This window comes from Dokdonella sp. (genome assembly GCF_051958935.1).
GTDB lineage: Bacteria > Pseudomonadota > Gammaproteobacteria > Xanthomonadales > Rhodanobacteraceae > Dokdonella_A.
This window is the reverse complement of record NZ_JBQCFP010000161.1, coordinates 1-20,747: the sequence shown is the minus strand read 5'-3', so window position 1 is coordinate 20,747 and position 20,747 is coordinate 1. Positions and strand designations below refer to the sequence as shown.

Genomic DNA, 20,747 nt, shown 5'->3' with positions numbered 1-20,747 from the left:
GGCGATCGCGTTGCCGGGGCATGTGCCCGGCAACGCGATCACGTGGAACTCAGGAGAGTCGCTCGCGCAGGGTCTGCAGAAGCGCGCGTGCGGCGTCGCGCGAGGCATCGTCGTCCGCGCCTTCGACGCTGACGCGGCTGCCCGAGCCTTCCGCCGCCACCCGCACGGTCAACTGCACGCGCGCCGTGGTCTTGGTACCTGCCCGACCGAGGGTGATCGCACGCTTGAACCAGCCTGCCTTGGCGGTCGTCGTGCCGGTCGTTTCGACCGCATAGGTGTAGCCCGATTCGTCGCGGCCGACGATCGTCGCCGCGCCCGAGCGCTCCAGCGCAAGCCCGACGCGCGACCAGGTGCTGGCGACGGCATCGGCGACCGTGAGGCCGTTGCCGCTGAGCAAGGCGCCCGGCGTCGCTGCGACGACCGGCGGCGGGGCGGCGGCGCCGCCGTCGCTCACCGCATTCGTGCCCACCGGTGCCGCGCCCGGGGATGGCGTGGCCGCGCGAGCCGCCACCGGCGGCACCGTCAGCGCACCCGAGCTGTTGGGCGTGTCGAGGTCGGGCGGAACTTCCAGCGGCCGCGCTTCGACCGCCGTCTTGTATTCGTCGTTCTTGCGCTCGAAATGGCGGTGCATGAAACCGCAGCCGCCGAGCAGCGACGCCGACACCAGCGCCGCCAGCAACGCAGAGATGTTCCGTCTCACAGATACCGTCCCGTCGTTCAGTGATCTGCCTAGTCTACCCGACTGCGGGAGCCGCCTCGACCAGTCCCAGTTCAGCCAGCACGCGATCGGCTGCGGCGCGCAATGCCGGCGAAAGTTCGGTCAGCGGCAGCCGCGGCGTGGCCGAGCCGAGGCCGAGCCGCGACAGGCACCACTTGAGCGGAATCGGGTTCGGCTCGAGGCCGAGCGCGCCGTAGAGCGGCTGCAGGCGGCGGTCCAGCTCGCTCGCGACCGCCTCGTCGCCGCGCGCACAGGCCTGGCACATCGCCGCGAAGAGGGCCGGCGCGACATTCGCGGCCACCGAGATCACGCCGTCCGCGCCGGCAAGCAGTGCGCGCGCGCAGGTCGGATCGTCACCCGACAGGACGCTGAACGACGGAGTGCCCAGCGCGATGAGTTCGCGCATGCGCGCCTCGTCGCCGATCGCCTCCTTGATGCCGGCGATGTTGCCGTGTCCGGCCAGGCGCGCGACGGTGTCCGGGCGCAGGTCGCAGGCGGTGCGGCTCGGCACGTTGTAGAGCACGATCGGCACGCCCGCGTGTTCGGCCACTTCGCTGAAGTGGCGGAACATGCCTTCCTGCGTCGGTCGAACGTAGGCGGGCGCGACGACGAGCGCGTAGTCGATGCCCGCGTCGACCGCGCGTCGGGTCTGCGCGACGGTCTTGCGCGTCGAGGACAGGCCGCTGCCGGCGAGGATGGGCCCGCGCCGCGCGACGCGCGCGACTGCGAATGCGATCAGCGTCGAATATTCGTCGTCGTCGAGCGCAGCCGCTTCGCCGGTCGAACCGGCGACGACGAGTGCTCGCGTGCCACCGGCGAGTTGCTGGTCGATGAGTCTGCCGAAGGCGTCGAGGTCGAGCGCGCCGTCGCCCGCTCGGAACGGCGTCGCGAGTGCACAGATGCTGCCTGAAAGAGCCACGCCTGGACCTGCCCTGCGGATCGGAAGCAAGCCATGGTACGAGGGAAGCTTCGCGCAAGTCCATGCGCGGACACGGGCGGATTGCGGCATCCGCGAGGCGCGTGTCGCCACGGCGCCGGTCCGCTTGCGACCCCGGGGGTGCACCAGTATTCTGCGGATGAGCGCATCGCCGGGCGGTGCGACGGCCAGGACATGGAAACGTGAAGCAGGCAGGAAGGCAGGCCCCGGGCGACGCCACGCGACCCGCTTCGAACGAGAACTACCTCCTCATCAGCGCCTTCGGCACTCCCGCGCATTCGCCGCTCGTCGCCCTCAGCAAGCGCATTTCCGAATGCGGCTGCAACCTCGCCGAAGCGCGCGTGTCCACGCTCGGCAACGAACTGAGCGTACTCGCCCTCGCGCAGGGCGCATGGGACGCGATCGCCAAACTGGAGAACGCGCTCGCGCGGCTCGATCGCGACGGCGAGCTTCGGCTCACGCATTTCCGCACGAGCGCGCGGCAGCCGCAGGCGAACCTGCTGCCGTACGTCGTCGAGGTCGTGGCGGCGGACAAGACCGGCGTGCTGTTCCAGCTCGCCGAGTTCTTCGAACGCCAGAACATCACGATCGAGCAACTGCACTCCACCCGTTATCGCGCGATGCAGACCGGCGCAGACATGTTCTCCGCGCAGATCACCATCGGCATTCCGAACACGATGCACATCGCCGCGTTGCGCGACGACTTCCTCGAGTTCTGCGATGGCCTCAACCTCGACGCGATCATGGATCCGATGAAGTTCTGACATGCCCGACATCGGCAAAAAGGTTCCCAAGCTCAAGGGCGTCCTGCACGACGGCAGCACACTCGCCCTCGCGGACCTCCGCGGCCAGGCCGTGGTGGTGTACTTCTACCCGAAGGACAACACGCCCGGCTGCACCAACGAGGCGCACGGTTTCCGCGACCTCTACGGGCAGTTCCGCAAGGCCGGCTGCGAGATCGTCGGCGTCTCGCGCGATTCGTCCGCCTCGCACGCGAAATTCCGCGACAAGCACGCATTGCCGTTCCCGCTCGTCGCCGATACCGACGAAACCTGGTGCAACGCCTTCGGCGTGCTCGGCGAGAAGACCCTGTATGGGCGCACGTTCGTCGGGGTCATCCGCAGCACGTTCCTCATCGACGCCGAAGGCACGCTCGTCGCGCAATGGCGCAACGTGCGCGTCCCGGGCCATGCCGCCGCCGTACTGGAGCGCGCCATCCAGCTGTGACCGTCATCTCGCCCTGCCGCATCCAGATCGGCAACTTCGACGGCCCGCCCTGCCGGCGGACGCCGGAATCGGCGAGCCGACGTCGGTACCGACGACATCCCCGCGATGATGCGCACGGACCATGCCGCGCATCGCCCACGACATTCGCGCACGACCCGCGCGCGCAGCCGCGCGTGCGCGATCCTTCCTTCCCGTACGAGGCTCCCGCATGACTCGAGGCAAGCGCATCTACGTACTCGACACCAACGTGCTCATGCATGACCCGACGTCGCTGTTCCGCTTCGAGGAACACGACGTGTTCATCCCGATGACGGTGCTCGAGGAACTGGATGCCGCGAAGAAGGGCACGTCGGAAACATCGCGCAACGCGCGCCAGGTCAGCCGCTTCCTCAACGAACTGATGGTGGCCGGCAACGGCCACCCGATCGAGGACGGCGTCGAGCTGCGCCTGCCGCAAGGCCTGCAGCTCGATCGCAAGTCGAAGGCCGGTCGCCTGTATTTCCAGACCAATGCGCACGTCGCGGTCGACAAGCGCTCGACCCGCACGATGCCGGACAACCTCATCCTCGCGGCGGTGGCCGGCCTGCGCGAAGCGCGTCCGCGCGAACCGGTCGTGCTGGTGTCCAAGGACATCAACCTGCGCATCAAGGCGAAGATCTACGGCATCACCGCGGAGGACTACGAGAACGACCGCGCGCTCGACGACTTCAGCCTGCTCTACAACGGCGTCGCCGAACTGCCGGAGAATTTCTGGGATCGCCACGGCGAGTTGCGTTCGTGGTCGGAACGCGGCCGCACGTTCTACGAGGTGAAGCGGCGCAAGGACGAAGACTGGCACCCGAACCAGAACCTGTTCCTGCCCGGCGAGGACGAGGTGGAACTGCGCGTGTTGCGCCTGGAAGGCCAGAAGGCGGTGCTGCAGATCGTCGACGACTACCGCATCGGCGCGTCGCACTCGGTGTGGGGCATCCAGGCGCGCAATCGCGAACAGAATTTCGCGCTCAACGCGCTGATGGATCCGGAGATCGATTTCGTCACCCTGCTCGGTACCGCCGGCACCGGCAAGACCCTGCTCGCACTCGCCGCGGGCCTCGCGCAGGTGATGGACCAGCAGCGCTACCGCGAGATCATCATGACGCGCGCAACCGTGTCGGTCGGCGAGGACATCGGCTTCCTGCCCGGCACCGAGGAGGAAAAGATGACGCCATGGATGGGAGCGCTCACCGATAACCTCGAGGTACTCACCAACCCGCAGGAAGGCGGCGCCTGGGGCCGCGCGGCGACCAACGACCTGCTCGCCTCGCGCATCAAGATCCGTTCGATGAACTTCATGCGCGGACGTACCTTCCTCAGCCGGTACGTGATCCTCGACGAAGCGCAGAACCTCACGCCCAAGCAGATGAAAACGCTGGTCACCCGCGCCGGTCCGGGCAGCAAGATCGTGTGCCTGGGCAATGTCGAACAGATCGACACACCCTACCTGACCGAGACGACGTCAGGCCTCACCTACGCCGTCGATCGCTTCAAGGACTGGGAGCACAGCGCGCACATCACGTTGCGTCGCGGCGAACGTTAGCGCCTCGCCGACAACGCGTCGGAAGTGCTCTGATTCCGCCCGCGCGACCGAAAGCACGACGCCCGCCATTCGCGGGCGTCGGCGGAGGCGGATGAACGTGGCTCGCTCAGAAACGGGTCGTCCACAGCGCTTCGAATTCGAAGCGGCTCGCGGTCGAATTTTCGCGCGGAACGTAAGTCGGCATGAGCAGGTAGTACGGCGACGTCGCGTAGCTCGCCGAGAAGCTCACGTTCGCAGCACCGATCGGACGTCCCCATGCGAGCGAGAACATGCCCTTCGCGGTGGCGGACGAGAGCGCGTTCTCGAGCAGGCGCGAGGTCGGCACCGGCTGCTGGCGCGTGGTGTAGCGCATCTGCAGGCTGCCGATGTCCTCGGCGCGCAGGGTCCAGCCGAGGCTGTACACGTCGAGATCGCGCCACGCGAACACCGGGCTCGAACTGTCGCCGAGCAAGGCGAGGAAACGCGTCGGCAGGTTCGAACTCGTGAACGGCCTGATCGCGCTGTACTGCACGCGCTGCACGCCTGCGTCGATCGACAGCTCCGGCGAGAGCGCATAGCTCAAGGTCGCGGTCGCGCTGGCCGGGATGTCGAAGTCGCCGGCATCGGCGAACACGCCGCGATAGTTCGAGAACGCGTCCATGCCCACGCGGGATTGATAGCCGAACGTCCAGCGCAGGCGTTCGCCGATGTCGTTGCCGACGTCGATGCGCGCGCCGGCGCCGTAGGCGCTGTCGCGTTGCCAGTTAGGCAGCGGATGCCAGGCGTCCGTCGTGGTGCCGAGACCGAAGCTCGCGAAGCGCTGATAGGCCAGCACGCCGGTCAGTCGCAGGCTGCCGCTCTCGCCCCAGCCCGTCGCGAGCGACGGGGCGACGACGGTACGCTGCAGGCCCGGCGAAGGCACGGCCAGATGCTGCGGCTGCATGGCCGGCAACACGACCGGGGTGTCGGACACGGCGCCGGTAGCGACCGAAATGGAAAGGCGGCCCTGCGCCGTCGCGCGCGCCTCGAACAGCGGTGCACGTGCGACTTCGCCGGAGTAGTTGTCGAGTACGTTGGGCGCGACGAGTTCCTGCGGCTGCAAAGCCCAGGAAAACTGCGGCGTGATGCTCGCGAGCGCATAGTCGTGCCAGCGCGCGAGCCCGGAACCGCCGGCCGACGGCGCGGCGAGTTCGCTCGCGACCGCGACTCCGCCGTCGAGCGGAGCGGCTTGCGCCATCATCGAAAAAAATGGGAGCGCCAGCCCTGTGCCCAGCGCTCCCATCCATCTCCCTGTAGCCGTTGCCCGCTGCATCGCCCTGTTGCGACCGTGGAAAAGGTTTGTGGTGTAATCCCCGCGCTATCGTTTGCGAAAACGCAACAGTTGTCAAGCGCGAAAGGCCTGCCGACCCACCGTAACCCGTTATGGAACGGGCGTTTTCGTCCGATCATTGTGACGCAGTCGATTGTTTCGGCAGTGTCGCGAAAACACGACACCGACCGAACATGCCGACCCCTGCCATCCCGATTGCCCTGACCATCGCCGGATCCGACTCGGGCGGCGGTGCCGGAATCCAGGCCGACCTGCGCACGTTCAGTGCGTTCGGCGTGCATGGCACCAGCGCGATCACTGCGCTGACGGCGCAGCCCACGCGCGGCGTGACAGCGATCCACACGGCGCCGACCGCATTCCTGCGCGCGCAGATCGAGGCGGTGCTCGGCGATTTCCGCGTCGGCGCGGCCAAACTCGGCATGCTCGCGACACCGGCGATCGCACGCGAGGTCGCATCGGCACTGGCGCGGCGGCCGCGCCTGCCGGTCGTGCTCGATCCGGTGCTCGTCGCGACCACGGGCGCCCGGCTCGGCACGCAGGCACTCGTCGCGAGCCTGCGCCGCCTGCTGGCCTCGTCGACGCTGGTGACGCCGTACATCCCGGAAGCCGAGGCCCTGCTGGGCCGGCGCATCGCATCGCTTGCGGCGATGCCGGACGCGGCCCACGCGCTGCGCGATGCGGGCGCGCGCGCAGTCCTGCTGAAGGGCGGCCACCTCGCCGGAACCGAAGTCTCCGACCTGCTGCTCACGCGCGACGGCGAACACTGGTTCCACCAGCGCCGCCGGCGCGGCGAGTTCCATGGCACCGGCTGTTCGCTGTCGGCGGCCGTGGCCGCCGGGCTCGCGCTCGGACGACCGCTCGAAGACGCGGTCGAAACCGCGATCCATTTCGTTCAGGAAGCGATCGCCGCCGGCTATCGCCCCGGCATGGGCGTGCTGAAGGTGCTCGATCATCGCGCCGCCGCGCCCTGAGGGCGCGCCGACGGTCAGGCGAGGCGTTCGATGATCGCGTCGGCGAATGTGGATGTCGTGCCGCTGCCGCCGAGATCCGGCGTGACGCGATCGCGTGCCTCGAGCGTCGCGCGGATCGCCGCGCGCAGGCGGGTCGCTTCATCGGTGCGCGCGAGATGGTCGAGCATCTGCGCGGCGCCAAGCAGCAGCGCGCACGGGTTGGCGATGCCCTTGCCGGCGATGTCGGGCGCCGAACCGTGTACGGCCTCGAAGATCGCGGCATCGGCACCGATGTTCGCGCCCGGCGCGAGGCCGAGGCCGCCGACGAGGCCGGCGCAGAGGTCGGAGATGATGTCGCCGAACAGGTTGGTGGTGACGATCACGTCGAACTGCTCGGGCTTCATGACGAGCTGCATGCAGCAGTTGTCGACGATGAGCTCGTTGCAGGCGATGTCCGCATACTGCGCGGCCACTTCGCGCGCGACCTTGAGGAACAGGCCCGACGTCGACTTGAGGATGTTCGCCTTGTGCACGACCGTGACCTTCTTGCGGCCGTTGCGGCGCGCGAGTTCGAACGCGTAGCGCACGATGCGCTCGGATCCCTTGCGCGTGATCTTCTGTACGAGGGTCGCGGTGGCCCCGTCTTCCGACACCTGCTGGCCCTCGCCGGCGTACGCACCTTCGGTGTTCTCGCGCACGGTGATGAGGTCGACGTTCTCGGGGAAGCGCGAACGCGTATTCGGGAACGAGATCGCCGGGCGCACGTTCGCGTAGAGATCGAACGTGCGACGCAGCAGCACGTTGATCGAACTGAAGCCCTCGCCGACCGGCGTCGTCAGCGGGCTCTTGAGCGCGATGCGGTGCTTCGCGATCGCATCGAGCGTCGCCTGCGGCAGCAGTTCGCCGCATTGTTCGTAGGCGGCGAGGCCAGCTTCGACGAAGTCGTACTGCAGGCCAAGCTTCATCGCCTCGAGCACGCGCAGGGTGGCGTCCATGATCTCCGGGCCGATACCGTCGCCGCGGATCACCGCAATCGTGTTGTTCATTTCGAATCAGACTCCGTGCAGCGTGCGTCCGCACGCCGGTGGTGGCCCGTCGCCGCGCCGGCGACGCCGACCGGCGTCCGCCGCTGCGCGAAATGGGAATTTGCGGCAGGGGCCGCGCGAAAATCCCTTCTGCGACAAGGATATCGGCCGACCCGGGCTTGCCGGAGCCGATGTGGACGCGCATTATCCGCGAATGTCCCTGCCCCGTACAACAAAACGCGCTGCACTGGCCCGGCGCCTGGCGGGGTGCGCGCTCGTGTTCGGCATGCTCGCCATGCCGGCGTACGCGCTGAACGTCCGCCTCGAGTCGACCGACCCGATCGACGCACCCCTGCCGCACTACCAGATCGGCATCATCGGCCAAGCGCCGTCCACATGCCGCCCGTCGATCCAGCGAACGAGTTTCAACGGGCCGGACATCGGTATCGAGCTCCACGTGCCCAAGACCGGCTGTCCCGATCGGCGCGCAAGCAATTACGCGCTGCGCGTGGACCCGGTCGAAGCGGGAGCACCGCTCGCGCCCGGCCAGGTGTACCGGGTCAGCGTGTTCTCGGATGCGGGCGACAGCCCCGGGATGATCGCGTTCCGGCTGCTGGATACGAGCGCGCCGGGCAGCGGCACGCCGCAGCCCGAAAACGGCTTCTGGTGGTCGGAAGCGTCGATCGAAGCGGGCCCCGCCTCGCGCAGCACGGGCATGAGCCTGGAAGCGCAGGGCGACCAGCTTGCGGTCAACCTGTTCGGCTTCTCCGACGACGGCAATCCGGTCTGGTATTTCGGCAGCGCGCGCCAGAAGGGTCGCACCACGGTCGTCCCACTGCTCGAACTGCGCAACGGTGACCCCTTGTTTTCGCCGACCGGCAGCCGGCCGCGCGCGATCGACGGGCTGCGGCTGGAGCTGGAATTCCTCTCGCCATCGCGTGCGCGTGCATGGCTGGTGCGCAGCGACGACCGCCGCGACATCGCGGTGCGGGCGTTCGCGTTGTCACGGTCGAGCTTCGCGAACGGCGAAGCCGGCGCCGACTGGAGCGGCCGCTGGGTACTGGTCGGCGAGGATGAAACGACCTTGCGTCAGTTCGAGTTCGCGAGACCGACGCGCCAGGACGCCAACACGTTCCATTTCCTCGACGCCGACGGCGCCAGCCTCGACTGCCGGCGCAGCCCGCTCGCGACGATTCCCGACCTGTGCACACTCTCGCTCGGCGCCTCGACGATCGCCGATTTCAACCAGGTCGGACTGGACCGTTTGGACGGCCGTGATGCCCATGGTGCACGCGTGCGCCTGCTGCGCGTGACCCGTCCCTGAGGACGCTCAGCTCGCGTCGTCGGATGTGCCGGCGGTCATCTGGTCGAGGAAGTCGACCGCGCGGCGCAGATGCGGAATCACGATCGATCCGCCGACGACGAGCCCGACGCTGAACACCTCGAAGAACTCGTCCTCGTCGACGCCGGCTTCGAGGCATTGGGCGACGTGGTAACTGATGCAGTCGTCGCAACGCAATACCAGCGAGGCGACGAGGCCGAGCATCTCCTTCGTCTTCACGTCGAGCGCGCCGCCCTTGTAGGTCTGCGTGTCGAGCGCGAAGAAGCGCCGGATCACCTGGTTGTCCTGGCCGAGGATGCGCTCGTTCAGGCGCTGGCGGAACTGGGTGAACTCGCCGATGCGATCGCTCATGCGCCCGCCTCCGTCAGTTCACGCAGGCGCCCGGACCGTTCCGCGGCGACCAGATCGTCGAAACCGCCGACATGTGCGCCATTGACGAAGATCTGCGGCACGGTACGCCGTCCGGCGCTGCGTTCGAGCATCTCCGTGCGCCGCGCGGGCACGGTGTCCACGCGGATCTCCTCGAAGGCGAGCCCGCGTTGCTTCAGGAACTGCTTGGCCGCCACGCAGTAAGGGCAAATGGCGGTGGTGTAGATCTCGACTCGATTCATGCCGCGCGTCCGTGGACCCGATGCAAGATTGGGGCGGGCCGGGCCGGCTTGCAAGAGCCCCGGCCGGCCGGGCATGAATGCCGCCTGAGCCGCGTGGCCGGTGCTGGCGTGCCCTCCGCGCGCAGCCGGTGGCGACGGGAACACGCGCGCGCTAATGTGGTCCGAGCAACGATCCCATCGCGGTTCCGCCATGCGTCTCGCCCCCACCCTCACCGCCCTCGCCACCGCGTGCCTGTGCACGCTCGCCGACGCGCGCGACCTCGACGTCAAACTGCCGGACATCGGCAGTTCCGCCGCCGGCCTCGCCACTCCGCAGGAACTGCGCGAGTACGGCGCGGGCATGCTGCAGGAGATGCGCGCCTACGACCTCGTCGTCGACGATCCGCTGCTGGTGGACTACATCAATGCGCTCGGCTATCGCCTCGTCGCGGCGAGCGACCATCCCGACCCCGGCTTCACGTTCTTCATCGTGCGCGACGACCAGATCAACGCGTTCGCCGCGCCCGGCGGCTACGTCGCCGCCAACGCGGGCCTGATCACCGCGATGGACAACGAGGACGAACTGGCCGGCGTGCTCGCGCACGAGATCTCGCACGTCGAGCAGCAGCACATCCTGCGCGCGTTCGAAGACCAGAAGAAGATGTCGATCCCGATCATGCTCGGCATGCTCGGCGTGATGATCGCGAGCGCGCATCGCACCGACGACGCGGCCGCCGCCGCGATGATGACGGGCACCTCGCTGATCCAGCAGCGCCAGATCAACTTCACCCGCGGCGACGAGGCGGAAGCCGACCGCGTCGGCATCCAGACGCTTGCACGCGCGGGCTTCGACCCGATGGCCATGGCCGGCGCCTTCCAGGCGCTGCAGAAGGTCATGCGCGTCAACGGCGTCGACATCCCGGAGTTCCTGCTCGACCACCCGCTCGACACCCGGCGCATCGCCGACGCGAAGGCGCGCGCGGAACAGCTCGGCTGCCCGAAAACGACGCACGTGCGGGCGCCTGCAGGCGATGCGGGCGATACGGGTGGCGGCCTCGATCTCAGCCTGTCGCCGCGCCACGGCGACGAAGGCCCCGCCGATGAGGCGAGCGCGATCGCCGCGAGCGACGCCGCGACCGTGAGCGTGGCCGAGCACGGCGAAGGCAAGGCCCTGCCGCGCGTGACCGTGGCCGCCTGCGCGCCGCGTGGCAAGGCGATGCAGGCCTATTTCGAGCTCATGCGCGAACGCGTGCGCGTGCAGATCGCGAAATCGCCGACCGCGATCCGCTCGTACTACGCCGACAACCTGCGCGACGATCCCGCGTTCGACAGCCCGGCGAACCGCTACGGCTATGCGCTGGCATTGACGGCGAGCCGCGAGCCGGTGGCGGCGATCGACCAGTTGCGCCCGCTCGTCGCCCGCCAGCCCGACTCGCCGGTGCTGCGCCTTGCCCTCGCCACCGCGCAGGACCAGGCCGGCCGCAGGGAGGAGGCGCTCGCGACCTTCGCACAACTGCATCGCGATTTTCCCGGCAACCGCGCGATCACGCTCGTCTACAGCGACGTGCTCGTCGCGCATGCCGACGCGAAGAGCGCACGCCTCGCGCTCGACCTGCTGCGCCCGCTCATCGAGCGCAGCGCAGGCGATGCCGAGCTGCAGCGCGCATTCGCGCGCGCCAGCGAGCTCGCCGGCGACAAGGTGCGCGCGAGCGAAGCGTATGCCGAAGCCGCCTGGCTCAGCGGGCATGCCGAAGACGCGCTGAACCAGCTCAAGGCGCTGTCCAAACAGGCCGACCTCAGCTACTACCAGCGCAGTCGCATCGACGCGCGCATCGCCGAGCTGACGCCCGCGGTCCTCGCGCTGCGCAAGCACTCGTCGCCGAGCGAGCCGGGCTCGTTCACCGCGGCGAGCTTCAGCTGCTGCCGCCCGCGCGTCGACGGCGTCGCCCTTCCGTGACATCGGCAGCGCGCGGTTCCCTATCTGCCTGATGTACAATGCCTTTCGCCGGCCGGAGCGCATGCAACCGCGGTCGGTTCCGGTGAACCCGCGGCACGCCCCGAGACCGGTACCCGCGGTGTCATCCCGGCGTAACACAATGCGGTTGCAATGATGGCGTCATGAAGCGCCCTTCCACGGCGCGACGCGGTGAGTCGTGCAGAAACACATCCTGATCGTCGAAGACGAAGCCGCGATCCGCGACATGGTCGCTTTCGCGTTGCGCAAGGCCGGCATGGAAGCGATGCACGCACCCGATGCGCGCGCCGCGCAGACGGCGATCGGCGAGCGCGTGCCCGACCTCATCCTGCTCGACTGGATGTTGCCCGGCATGAGCGGCATCGACCTCGCGCGCCGGTTGCGCAGGGACGAGCTCACGCGCGAAGTGCCGATCATCATGCTGACCGCGCGCGGCGAGGAAACCGATCGCGTCGGCGGCCTCGACGCCGGCGTCGACGACGACGTGGTCAAGCCGTTCTCGACGCGCGAGCTTCTCGCGCGCATCCGCGCAGTGATGCGCCGTGCGCACGGCGAGGACACCGAGGGCGTGGTCGAACTCGGCGGACTGCGCATCGACAGTGCCGCGCACCGGGTGTTCTGCGGCGACCAGCCCGTGCACATCGGCCCGACCGAGTACCGCCTGCTGCATTTCTTCATCACGCACGCCGAACGCGTCTATACGCGCAGCCAGCTGCTCGACCACGTCTGGGGCGGCGGCGTCTACGTCGAGGAGCGCACCGTCGACGTGCATATCCGCCGCCTTCGCAAGACGCTAGAACCGTTCGGCAAGGACGATCTCGTGCAGACCGTGCGCGGTGCCGGCTACCGCTTCTCGACCAGCGTCTGACCGGCCAATCCGTGAGGACACTGCCGACGCAATCGCCCTGCCGCATGCAATGGACATCGCCATGAAGCGCCGCCTCGGCCGCGCCTGGCGTTCCAGCGGAGGGCGGCTCGCGGCGCTGTTCGCGATCGCGTTCCTGGCCGGCCTGTGGCTGCGCGCGCTGCCCATCTCCCTGCTCGCCGCGTGCGCGCTCGTCCTGGGGTACGGCCTGCTGCGGCTCGCGCGTTTCGCGGCCCGCCTCGCCGGCCCGCGCCGCATGCCCGCCGCCGATGGCGGCGGCATCTGGGACGAGATCGAGAATCTCACGCGGCGGCAGCAGCGAGCCGCCATCGCCGACAAGCGGCGCATGGTGCAACGCCTGCGCGCGTTCCGCGACGCCGCCTCGGCGCTGCCGGACGCGGTGATCGCACTGGACCCCGGGCTTCGCATCGAATGGTTCAACGCCGCCGCCGCGAACCTGCTCGGCCTGCAATACCCGGCCGACCTCGGTGCGCACCTCCCCAACCTCGTGCGCGCGCCGCGCTTCGGCGAATGGCTCCGGCGCGGAGCCGACGAGCCCTTGCCCGACCTGCCCTCGCCGGCCGATGAGGAGCGCCGCCTCGACCTGCGCCTGATCCGCCACGCCGACGACCGCTCGCTGCTCGTCGTGCGCGACGTGAGCCAGCTCGTGCGCCTGGAACAGGTGCGGCGCGACTTCGTCGCGAACGTCTCGCACGAGTTGCGCACGCCACTCACCGTGGTGCACGGCTACCTCGACATGATCGAGCCGGAGCAGGTGCCCGAGTACGAATCGATCCTGCACGAACTCAGGAGCCAGTCGCGGCGGATGACGCAGATCGTCGAGGACCTGCTCACGTTGTCGCGCCTCGAGGCGCGCAACGACCTGCCGCAGGAGCGCATCGGGATGCGCCCGCTGCTGGAGGCGCTGCGCCGCGAAGCGGATGCGCTGAGCCAGGGGCAGCACACGGTCACGACCGAGCTTTCGGAGGGTCGCGACCTGCTCGGCTCGGCCAAGGAGCTGCACAGCGCGTTCTCCAATCTCGTGAGCAATGCGGTGCGCTACATGCCCGCGGGCGGGCGCATCACGTTGCGCTGGGAACGCGATGCCGACGGTGGCGCACGCCTCGCGGTGACGGATACGGGCCAGGGAATCCCCGCCCAGCATCTTCCGCGCCTGACCGAGCGCTTCTACCGCGTGTCGACGAGTCGCTCGCGCGAGACCGGTGGTACCGGCCTCGGCCTTTCGATCGTCAAGCACGTGCTGCACCTGCATCAGGCGCGGTTGGATATCCGCAGCGAGCCCGGCGTGGGCAGTACGTTCGCCTGCGTGTTCGGCAGCGAGCGCCTGCTCGAACCGCTGGCATTGGCACACGCGCCATGAAACGGCTGGTGCGGCTCGCTACGTTCGCGCTCGCCGCGTGTGCCGCGCCGGCCTTGGCGGCCGATGGCGTGGCCGGCACCCTGACGTGCGCCGGCTCCGATACCGCGAGCTCGCTGCTCACGCATTGGGCCGCGGCGTTCCAGGCGCGGCATCGTGGCGTGCGCATCCAGGCGCAGGCCAGCGGTTCGGCCAGCGCGCCGATCGCCCTCACCGAGGGCGCGGCCGATCTCGGCCTCATGAGTCGTCCGATGGACAGCGCCGAGGAGGCGGCATTCCGCGCACGCTTCGGCTACGCGCCGACGCGCCTCGTCGTCGCCCACGACGCCATCGCTGTGTTCGTCCATCCCGACAATCCACGCGTCGCCGCGACACTCGCCGAACTCGACGCGATCTACTCGTCGACGCTCGCGTGCGGCGCGCGCGCACCGATCCGCCATTGGAGCGACCTTCCCGGCGACGGCTGGCCGCAGGCGCTGCTCGCCGTGGGCCGGGACAGCGGGTCCGGCACGCATGAACTGTTCCGCGAACTCGCGTTGTGCGGGGGCCGCTATCGCGCCGAGGTCGTCGCCTGGCCCGGCAACGGCGCCGTGATCGCGACGGTCGCCGGTCACCGCGAGGCGATCGGCTATGCCGGCTTCGGCTACGTCAACGCAACCGTCAAGCCGCTCGCGATCGCGCCCGCTGCGGGCGCGCCGGCCGTCGCACCCGACGAGCGCGGCATCGCTTCGGGTCGCTATCCCCTCGCCCGCGCGATCCATGTCTACTTGAATCGCCGCCCGCAACACGCGCCCGCGGCCTTGCCCCGCGCATTCCTCGAATACATTCTCTCCGATGACGGACAGGAGGTCGTGCGGCGCGAAGGTTTCATCCCGCTGGACGCCGACGAAGCGCGCGGACAGCGCGCGCTGATCGAATGAGGCCCGCAAGTCACGCCATGAACCGCGAAGTCGCCACCAACCTGAAAGACCCGAGCCTCTACTTCAACCGCGAACTCGCGCAGCTCGAGTTCAACTTCCGCGTGCTCGCGCAGGCGGAGGATCCGCGCGTGCCGCTGCTCGAGCGCATGCGCTACCTGTGCATTTCCTGCACCAACCTCGACGAGTTCTTCGAGGTGCGCGTGGCCGTGCTGCGCGAGCAGGTGAATCTCAGCGATTCGCGCCCCGGCCCCGACGCGCTGCCGCCCGCCGACGTCCTCGCACGCATCCGCGAGCGCGCGCTGACCCTCGTGCAGGCGCAGTACGACTTCTGGAACACCACGCTGCAGCCCGCGCTCGCCGCCGAGGGCATCCGCTTCTCCAAGCGCGACGGCTGGACGGTCAAACAGCGCCGCTGGCTGCAGGGTTACTTCCGCAACGAGATCCTGCCGGTGCTCTCGCCGCTCGGCCTCGATCCGGCGCACCCGTTCCCGCGCATCCTCAACAAGAGCCTCAACCTCGCCGTCGTGCTCAAGGGGCGGGACGCGTTCGGCCGCGAGGGCCACATGGCGCTAGTGCGCGCACCGCGTTCGCTGCCACGCCTGATCCGCATGCCGGCCGAGGTCGCCGAATGCGCGTACGACTTCGTGTTCCTGTCGAGCGTGCTGCACGAGTTCATGGACGAGCTTTTCCCGGGCATGCAGGTGAAGGGTTCGTACCAGTTCCGCGTCACGCGCAACAGCGAGCTCGTCGTCGACGAGGACGACGTGCAGAACATCGCGCTCGCATTGCGCGATGAACTCAAGGGCCGGGGTTTCGCACGCCCCGTCCGCCTCGAGGTCGCCGACAACTGCCCGAAGGCGATCGCCGACATGCTCATGCAGAACTTCGAGTTGACCGAGCCGGAGGTATACCGCTGCGAGGGCCCGGTCAACGTGAGCCGCGTCAACGCGGTGTACGACCAGATCGACCGACCCGACCTGAAGTTCCCCGCGTTCACGCCGCGCGCGCTGCCGGTGGTCGTGGACGAAGGCAACCTGTTCGACGCGATCCGCGAACGCGACATCCTGCTGCACCATCCGTTCGAGTCGTTCGGCGCGGTGATCGAACTCGTGCGCCAGGCGAGCGTCGACCCCGACGTGCTCGCGATCAAGCAGACGCTGTACCGGGTCGGCAACAATTCGCCGCTGGTCGACCATCTGATCGAGGCGGCGCGCCAGGGCAAGGACGTGACCGTCGTGGTCGAACTGCGCGCGCGCTTCGACGAGGAGGCGAACCTGCGCCTCGCCAACCGCCTGCAGGAAGCGGGCGTGCAGGTCGTGTACGGGGTGGTCGGATACAAGACGCACGCCAAGATGCTGCTCATCGTGCGCCGCGAACAGGGTGCGCTGCGCCGCTATGCGCACCTGTCGACCGGCAACTACCACCAGATCACCTCGCGCATCTACACCGACTTCGGCCTGATGACGGCCAATCCCGACATCGGCGAGGATGCGCACCTCTTGTTCCTGCAACTGTCGGGCCTCGGGCCCATCATCAAGCTCAAGTGCCTGCTGCACTCGCCGTTCACCCTGCACAAGGGCCTGATGGAGAAGATCGAGCGCGAGATCACGCATGCGCTGGCGGGCAAGCGCGCGCGCATCATCGCCAAGATGAATGCGCTCAACGAGGAGCACGTCGTCGAAGTGCTGTACCGCGCCTCGCAGGCCGGCGTGCAGATCGACCTCATCGTGCGCGGTTCCTGCGCGCTGCGGCCGGGCATCCCGGGCGTGTCGGATAACATCCGCGTGCGTTCGATCGTCGGCCGCTTCCTCGAACACAGCCGCGTGTACTGGTTCCAGAACGACGAGTCGCCGGAGATCTATTGCTCGAGCGCGGACTGGATGGAGCGCAACCTGCTGCGTCGGATCGAAACCTGCTTCCCGATCCGCGACCGCGAGCTCGCGCGCCGCGTGTACGACGAGGCGCTCGCGAACTACCTCGCCGACAATACCCAGGCCTGGCAGCTCGAGCCCGACGGCAGTTATCGCCGCATCGGAGCGGGCGACGCGCCGGCGCATTCGGCGCAGCAGACGCTGCTGCACCAGCTGACGCAGTGAGGCGGGTCCGGGGTCGTGCGGCGGTCGCCGGGGCCATGCGACAATCCCGTCGTCGCCCCTCGGAGCGGACCCCTTGAAGGACGCGCCTGCCACCCGACTGCGTGACGGCGAGCTGCTCGCGGCGGTCGACCTCGGTTCCAACAGTTTCCATCTCGTCGTCGCGCGCTACGAGCACGGCGGCCTGCGCATCATCGATCGCCTGCGCGACAGCGTGCGCATGGCGATGGGTCTGCGCGCGAACGGCACCCTCGACCCGGAATACCGCGAACGCGCCCTCGCCTGCCTCGCGCGATTCGGCCAGCGCCTGCGCGCGCTGCCGTACGATCGCGTGCGCGCCGTCGCCACCCATACGGTGCGCCGCCTCGCCAACCCTCAGGCATTTCTCCTGCCGGCTGAAACCGCGCTGGGGCATCCGATCGAAATCGTCAGCGGCCGTGAAGAGGCACGCCTGATCTATCTTGGCGTCGCGCACGATCTCGCGCGGTCGAGCCAGCGCCGGCTCGTCGTCGACATCGGCGGCGGCAGCACCGAGTTCATCATCGGCCAGGGCTTCGACGCGCTCGAGACCGAAAGCATCCAGGTCGGCTGCGTCGCAAGCACGTTGCGCTTCTTCGGTGACGGCAAGTTCACGCCCAAGCGCTGGCGCCAGGCGCAGACCGAGATCGCGGTCGAGCTGCAGCAGTTCGCCGAGGCCTACCGCGCGCGCGGTTGGGGCGAGGCGATCGGTTCGTCCGGCACCGCCAAGGCGATCGGCAGCATCGTGCAGGCGAACGGCTGGAGCGACCAGGGCATCACCGCGCCCTCGCTGACGATGCTGCGCGAAGCGATCCTCGCTGCCGGCAGCGTCGAGAACCTGCGCCTGGCCGGACTCGCCGAAGACCGCACGCCGATCATCGCCGGCGGGGCCGCGGTGCTCGAGGCGATCTTCACGACCTTCGCACTCGAGCAGATGGCCGTGTGCGAGACGGCGATGCGCGAGGGCCTGCTGTACGACATGGTCGGGCGTGCGCTGCACGGCGACCCCCGTGCAGGCAGCGTCGCCGCGCTCGCCTCGCGCTACGCGGTCGACCGCGCGCAGGCCGCGCGCGTGCACCACGCCGCGCTCGAACTGTTCGAGCAGGTCGCCGACGACTGGCAACTGGGCAGCAGCGAGCGCGACCTGCTCGGCTGGGCCGCGGACATCCACGAGATCGGCCTCGCGATCGCGCACAGCCTGCACCACATCCACGGCGCGTACATCGTCGCCCATTCGGACCTCGCCGGCTTCAGCCGCCAGGGCCAGCAGGCGCTCGCCGCGATGATCCGTTCGCACCGGCGCAAACCCGATCGCGAAACGATCGACGCGCTGCCCGAACGCCTGCGCCAGCCGGTGCGACGGTTGACGGCACTGCTGCGCCTCGCCGCCCTGCTCGAGCGCGCGCGCACCACCGAACCCCTGCCGCCCCTGCGCCTCACGGCGGATGACCGCCTGCTGCGCCTGGAACTGCCGCAGCGGTGGCTCGAGCAGCATCCGCTCACGCGCGCCGACCTCGACCAGGAACGCGACCACGTCAAGCTGCTCGACCTCAAGCTGCAGGTGCGGCCGCTGGAAACGAAGGCCACCGAAGGCGCCCCCGCGGCCGGCTGACGCGCTGCACGCGAGCCCCTATGATTGCGGTTTTCCCGCACCACTCCGGAGACCACCGATGATCAAGCGACTGTTGCTCGCGCTCGTCCTCATGCTGCCCGGGCTCGCGCTGGCCCAGGCCACCGGCACCACGGACAAGCCCGCCGCGGCGCCCAAGGCCGCCGCCAAGCCGGCCGCCGCCAAGCCCGCACCGAAGGCACCCGCCAAGCCGGCCGCGAAGGCCGACGTGGCGACCGCCAACGACGCGCAGGCGCCGTCGAAGGTGCAGATCAAGACCAGCCTCGGCGACATCACGGTCGAACTCTACGCCGACAAGGCGCCCAAGTCGGTCGAGAACTTCCTTGCCTACGCCAAGAGCGGCTTCTACGACGGCACGATCTTCCACCGCGTGATCGCCGAATTCATGATCCAGGGTGGCGGCTTCACGCCGGACCTGCGCCAGAAGAAGACGCGCGCGCCGGTCGTCAACGAGTCGAAGAACGGGCTCAGCAACCTGCGCGGCACGATCGCGATGGCGCGTACCGCCGATCCGAACTCGGCCACCGCGCAGTTCTTCATCAACACCGTCGACAACCCCCGCCTCGACTACGCCGGCGATGCGAACCCGGGCTACTGCGTGTTCGGCAAAGTCACCGCAGGCCTCGACGTCGTCGACAAGATCCGCGCGCTTCCGACCGGCGCGCAGGGGCCGTTCCGCAGCGACGTGCCGACCACGCCGGTGATCATCGAAAAGGTCACGGTCCTCCCATAAGCCTGGCGTCGTGAAGCGTTGCGTGCCGGCGTCGACCGCTGCCCGGGACACGACCGACGGTCCCCCATGGCTGTCCTCGTCGCCGGCACGGCAGCCGAGTTCCAGAGTCGCAGCCGCCGGCCGCTGGCGCGCTCGTCGCAGCGCGGGGAGCTGACGCAATGACCACGCTGTTCATCTCCGACCTGCACCTGGATGCGAGCCGCCCGCAGATCACGCGGACCTTCGTCGACTTCGTCCACGACGAAGCCGCGCGCGCGAAGGCGCTGTACATCCTCGGCGACCTGTTCGAGGCGTGGATCGGCGACGATGCGGGCGACGAAACCTCCGACGCGGTCGCCGACGCGCTCGCCGGCCTGCACGCACGCGGCGTGCCGGTCTTCTTCATCCATGGCAATCGCGATTTCCTGCTCGGCGACGCGTATGCGCGGCGCGCGCGCATGACCTTGCTACCCGACGGCAGCATCGTCGACGTCGACGGCGAGCGAACCCTGCTCATGCACGGCGACACGCTCTGCACCGACGATGCACCCTACCAGGCGTTCCGCACGCAATCGCATGCGCCAGAATGGCAGCGTGCGTTCCTCGCGCGGCCGCTCGAGCAGCGCCGCGCGTTCGCGGCGCAGGCACGCGCGGAAAGTGTGCGCTACACGCGCTCGGTCGCCGACGCGATCACCGACGTCAACGACGCGGCCGTGGTCGCGGCGCTACGCGCGCATCGCGTACGGCGGTTGATCCATGGGCACACGCACCGTCCGGCGCAGCACAGCGTCGACCTCGATGGCGTGCCCGCCGAGCGCGTCGTGCTCGGCGACTGGTACGAACAAGGCAGCGTGTTGCGCTGTTGCGGACGCGAATTCGCGATGAGGCGCCTGGCCTGAGGAACAGGACCGCGGAGCGCGGCCGCTGCCGCGCTCGCTCCATCTCGCGGGGCGCGAACGTGCCGCGCCACGCGATCAGTCGATCGTGAAGGCCTGCAGCGTGACGGGCAGCCAGCCCGCGACCGACGCGGTGAACGTGCCACAGGTCGCGGCGGGAGACCCCGGATCCGCGGTCACGATCACGTAGTACGGCTGGCCGTTGGCGAGGCCATTGAAAACCATCGGACTGCCGGGGAAGCCGAGCGCGATCGGATCCGTGCTCGACGAGCAAGGCGAGGGCATCAGGAAGATCGCGGCCGACTGGCCGCTCCACGAGGCTTCCGCGCCCTGTGTCAGCGAGATCGACGCATTCGCGTCCTCCGCCGTGAACGAATAGACGATCTCGTTCTGTGGGCTGGCCGTGCCGCCGTATGTCGGCAGCGAATTGGTGGCGGTGCAAAGATCGCCCGTGACATTGTTATATGGGCCTCCCTCGGTGCTGATCCGCAGCGGGGCCGCGCAATCCTGCGCGTGCGGCGCCGATCAAGCACCGAGGAATATCAGTGTCGCCAGAAAGCGGTTCCATGTCTCTGGTTTCCGATCG

The 20,747-nt window shown here is 68.9% G+C and carries 20 protein-coding genes; 13 read left to right on the top strand and 7 right to left on the bottom strand.

Translation table 11 applies throughout. The features are described from left to right. Nucleotides 1-49: 49 nt before the first annotated feature. Nucleotides 50-679 carry a hypothetical protein gene (locus ACTHK2_RS15345; RefSeq protein WP_440246591.1) on the bottom strand — a complete coding sequence of 210 codons (630 nt, stop codon included), beginning with the start codon at nt 677-679 and terminating at the stop codon, nt 50-52. 55 nt (nt 680-734) lie between these two features. Further along, nucleotides 735-1,637, bottom strand: a complete 903-nt coding sequence (gene dapA, locus ACTHK2_RS15340; protein WP_440246590.1) for a 4-hydroxy-tetrahydrodipicolinate synthase — start codon at nt 1,635-1,637, stop codon at nt 735-737. Nucleotides 1,638-1,837: 200 nt separating this feature from the next. Between dapA and ACTHK2_RS15335 the strand changes: the two genes are divergently transcribed. The 3 genes from ACTHK2_RS15335 (at nt 1,838) to ACTHK2_RS15325 (ending at nt 4,458) form a co-directional block, all read left to right on the top strand. Next, nucleotides 1,838-2,419 (top strand): glycine cleavage system protein R, encoded by a 582-nt coding sequence (locus tag ACTHK2_RS15335; protein WP_241987989.1) that lies wholly within the window; start codon nt 1,838-1,840, stop codon nt 2,417-2,419. A 1-nt stretch (nt 2,420) separates the two neighbouring features. After that, entirely contained in the window at nt 2,421-2,882 is a 462-nt protein-coding gene (locus ACTHK2_RS15330) for a peroxiredoxin (RefSeq protein ID WP_440246589.1), read from the top strand. Between the two features lie 208 nt (nt 2,883-3,090). Beyond that, nucleotides 3,091-4,458, top strand: coding sequence for a PhoH family protein (locus ACTHK2_RS15325; protein WP_440246588.1), 1,368 nt, complete (start codon nt 3,091-3,093; stop codon nt 4,456-4,458). A gap of 106 nt (nt 4,459-4,564) precedes the next feature. Here the strand turns inward: ACTHK2_RS15325 and ACTHK2_RS15320 are convergent, their stop codons facing one another. Then, complete coding sequence (locus ACTHK2_RS15320) at nt 4,565-5,677, bottom strand: hypothetical protein (protein WP_440246587.1); 1,113 nt, start codon at nt 5,675-5,677, stop codon at nt 4,565-4,567. Between the two features lie 263 nt (nt 5,678-5,940). On the opposite strand from ACTHK2_RS15320, the gene thiD reads away from it, so the two are divergent. Beyond that, nucleotides 5,941-6,738 carry a bifunctional hydroxymethylpyrimidine kinase/phosphomethylpyrimidine kinase gene (gene thiD / locus ACTHK2_RS15315; RefSeq protein WP_440246586.1) on the top strand — a complete coding sequence of 266 codons (798 nt, stop codon included), beginning with the start codon at nt 5,941-5,943 and terminating at the stop codon, nt 6,736-6,738. Nucleotides 6,739-6,752: 14 nt separating this feature from the next. Here thiD and ACTHK2_RS15310 read toward each other — a convergent pair whose 3' ends face one another. Next, entirely contained in the window at nt 6,753-7,763 is a 1,011-nt protein-coding gene (locus tag ACTHK2_RS15310) for an isocitrate dehydrogenase (protein ID WP_440246585.1), read from the bottom strand. Nucleotides 7,764-7,956: 193 nt separating this feature from the next. Between ACTHK2_RS15310 and ACTHK2_RS15305 the strand changes: the two genes are divergently transcribed. After that, a complete protein-coding gene (locus tag ACTHK2_RS15305) occupies nt 7,957-9,066 on the top strand; it encodes a hypothetical protein (protein WP_440246584.1) in 1,110 nt (369 codons plus the stop codon). 6 nt (nt 9,067-9,072) lie between these two features. Here ACTHK2_RS15305 and ACTHK2_RS15300 read toward each other — a convergent pair whose 3' ends face one another. Beyond that, nucleotides 9,073-9,435: a carboxymuconolactone decarboxylase family protein gene (locus ACTHK2_RS15300; RefSeq protein WP_440246583.1), complete on the bottom strand. Its 363-nt coding sequence runs from the start codon at nt 9,433-9,435 to the stop codon at nt 9,073-9,075. Then, a complete protein-coding gene (grxC, locus tag ACTHK2_RS15295) occupies nt 9,432-9,695 on the bottom strand; it encodes a glutaredoxin 3 (RefSeq protein ID WP_440246582.1) in 264 nt (87 codons plus the stop codon). The genes ACTHK2_RS15300 and grxC overlap by 4 nt, the downstream gene beginning before the upstream one ends. A gap of 190 nt (nt 9,696-9,885) precedes the next feature. Between grxC and ACTHK2_RS15290 the strand changes: the two genes are divergently transcribed. From ACTHK2_RS15290 to lpxH, 8 genes are all read left to right on the top strand, one after another. Continuing rightward, nucleotides 9,886-11,631, top strand: a complete 1,746-nt coding sequence (locus tag ACTHK2_RS15290) for a beta-barrel assembly-enhancing protease (RefSeq protein ID WP_440246581.1) — start codon at nt 9,886-9,888, stop codon at nt 11,629-11,631. Nucleotides 11,632-11,827: 196 nt separating this feature from the next. Continuing rightward, on the top strand, nt 11,828-12,517 hold the full coding sequence (gene phoB, locus ACTHK2_RS15285; RefSeq protein WP_440246580.1) for a phosphate regulon transcriptional regulator PhoB: 690 nt from the start codon (nt 11,828-11,830) through the stop codon (nt 12,515-12,517). A 61-nt stretch (nt 12,518-12,578) separates the two neighbouring features. Further along, nucleotides 12,579-13,895 (top strand): phosphate regulon sensor histidine kinase PhoR, encoded by a 1,317-nt coding sequence (phoR, locus tag ACTHK2_RS15280; RefSeq protein WP_440246579.1) that lies wholly within the window; start codon nt 12,579-12,581, stop codon nt 13,893-13,895. Continuing rightward, nucleotides 13,892-14,812, top strand: a complete 921-nt coding sequence (locus ACTHK2_RS15275) for a PstS family phosphate ABC transporter substrate-binding protein (protein ID WP_440246578.1) — start codon at nt 13,892-13,894, stop codon at nt 14,810-14,812. The genes phoR and ACTHK2_RS15275 overlap by 4 nt, the downstream gene beginning before the upstream one ends. 17 nt (nt 14,813-14,829) lie before the next feature. Further along, nucleotides 14,830-16,908, top strand: a complete 2,079-nt coding sequence (gene ppk1, locus ACTHK2_RS15270) for a polyphosphate kinase 1 (protein WP_440246577.1) — start codon at nt 14,830-14,832, stop codon at nt 16,906-16,908. Nucleotides 16,909-16,981: 73 nt separating this feature from the next. Further along, nucleotides 16,982-18,535 (top strand): exopolyphosphatase, encoded by a 1,554-nt coding sequence (gene ppx, locus ACTHK2_RS15265; protein WP_440246576.1) that lies wholly within the window; start codon nt 16,982-16,984, stop codon nt 18,533-18,535. Nucleotides 18,536-18,593: 58 nt separating this feature from the next. Then, nucleotides 18,594-19,286, top strand: a complete 693-nt coding sequence (locus ACTHK2_RS15260) for a peptidylprolyl isomerase (protein WP_440246575.1) — start codon at nt 18,594-18,596, stop codon at nt 19,284-19,286. Between the two features lie 158 nt (nt 19,287-19,444). Then, nucleotides 19,445-20,164, top strand: coding sequence for a UDP-2,3-diacylglucosamine diphosphatase (gene lpxH, locus ACTHK2_RS15255; protein ID WP_440246574.1), 720 nt, complete (start codon nt 19,445-19,447; stop codon nt 20,162-20,164). Nucleotides 20,165-20,239: 75 nt separating this feature from the next. Here the strand turns inward: lpxH and ACTHK2_RS15250 are convergent, their stop codons facing one another. Then, complete coding sequence (locus tag ACTHK2_RS15250; RefSeq protein ID WP_440246573.1) at nt 20,240-20,446, bottom strand: hypothetical protein; 207 nt, start codon at nt 20,444-20,446, stop codon at nt 20,240-20,242. Nucleotides 20,447-20,747 lie beyond the last annotated feature (301 nt).

Coding starts and splice junctions, on each gene's coding strand:
- ACTHK2_RS15250 (WP_440246573.1), bottom strand. CDS start 20,446: ATGCCCTCGCCTTGCTCGTCGAGCACGGATCCGATCGCGCTCGGCTTC.
- ACTHK2_RS15290 (WP_440246581.1), top strand. CDS start 9,886: ATGCGTCTCGCCCCCACCCTCACCGCCCTCGCCACCGCGTGCCTGTGC.
- ppk1 (WP_440246577.1), top strand. CDS start 14,830: ATGAACCGCGAAGTCGCCACCAACCTGAAAGACCCGAGCCTCTACTTC.
- ACTHK2_RS15305 (WP_440246584.1), top strand. CDS start 7,957: ATGTCCCTGCCCCGTACAACAAAACGCGCTGCACTGGCCCGGCGCCTG.
- lpxH (WP_440246574.1), top strand. CDS start 19,445: ATGACCACGCTGTTCATCTCCGACCTGCACCTGGATGCGAGCCGCCCG.
- grxC (WP_440246582.1), bottom strand. CDS start 9,695: ATGAATCGAGTCGAGATCTACACCACCGCCATTTGCCCTTACTGCGTG.
- phoR (WP_440246579.1), top strand. CDS start 12,579: ATGAAGCGCCGCCTCGGCCGCGCCTGGCGTTCCAGCGGAGGGCGGCTC.
- ACTHK2_RS15325 (WP_440246588.1), top strand. CDS start 3,091: ATGACTCGAGGCAAGCGCATCTACGTACTCGACACCAACGTGCTCATG.
- ACTHK2_RS15310 (WP_440246585.1), bottom strand. CDS start 7,763: ATGAACAACACGATTGCGGTGATCCGCGGCGACGGTATCGGCCCGGAG.
- ACTHK2_RS15320 (WP_440246587.1), bottom strand. CDS start 5,677: ATGATGGCGCAAGCCGCTCCGCTCGACGGCGGAGTCGCGGTCGCGAGC.
- thiD (WP_440246586.1), top strand. CDS start 5,941: ATGCCGACCCCTGCCATCCCGATTGCCCTGACCATCGCCGGATCCGAC.
- ACTHK2_RS15275 (WP_440246578.1), top strand. CDS start 13,892: ATGAAACGGCTGGTGCGGCTCGCTACGTTCGCGCTCGCCGCGTGTGCC.
- ACTHK2_RS15330 (WP_440246589.1), top strand. CDS start 2,421: ATGCCCGACATCGGCAAAAAGGTTCCCAAGCTCAAGGGCGTCCTGCAC.
- ACTHK2_RS15300 (WP_440246583.1), bottom strand. CDS start 9,435: ATGAGCGATCGCATCGGCGAGTTCACCCAGTTCCGCCAGCGCCTGAAC.
- ACTHK2_RS15260 (WP_440246575.1), top strand. CDS start 18,594: ATGATCAAGCGACTGTTGCTCGCGCTCGTCCTCATGCTGCCCGGGCTC.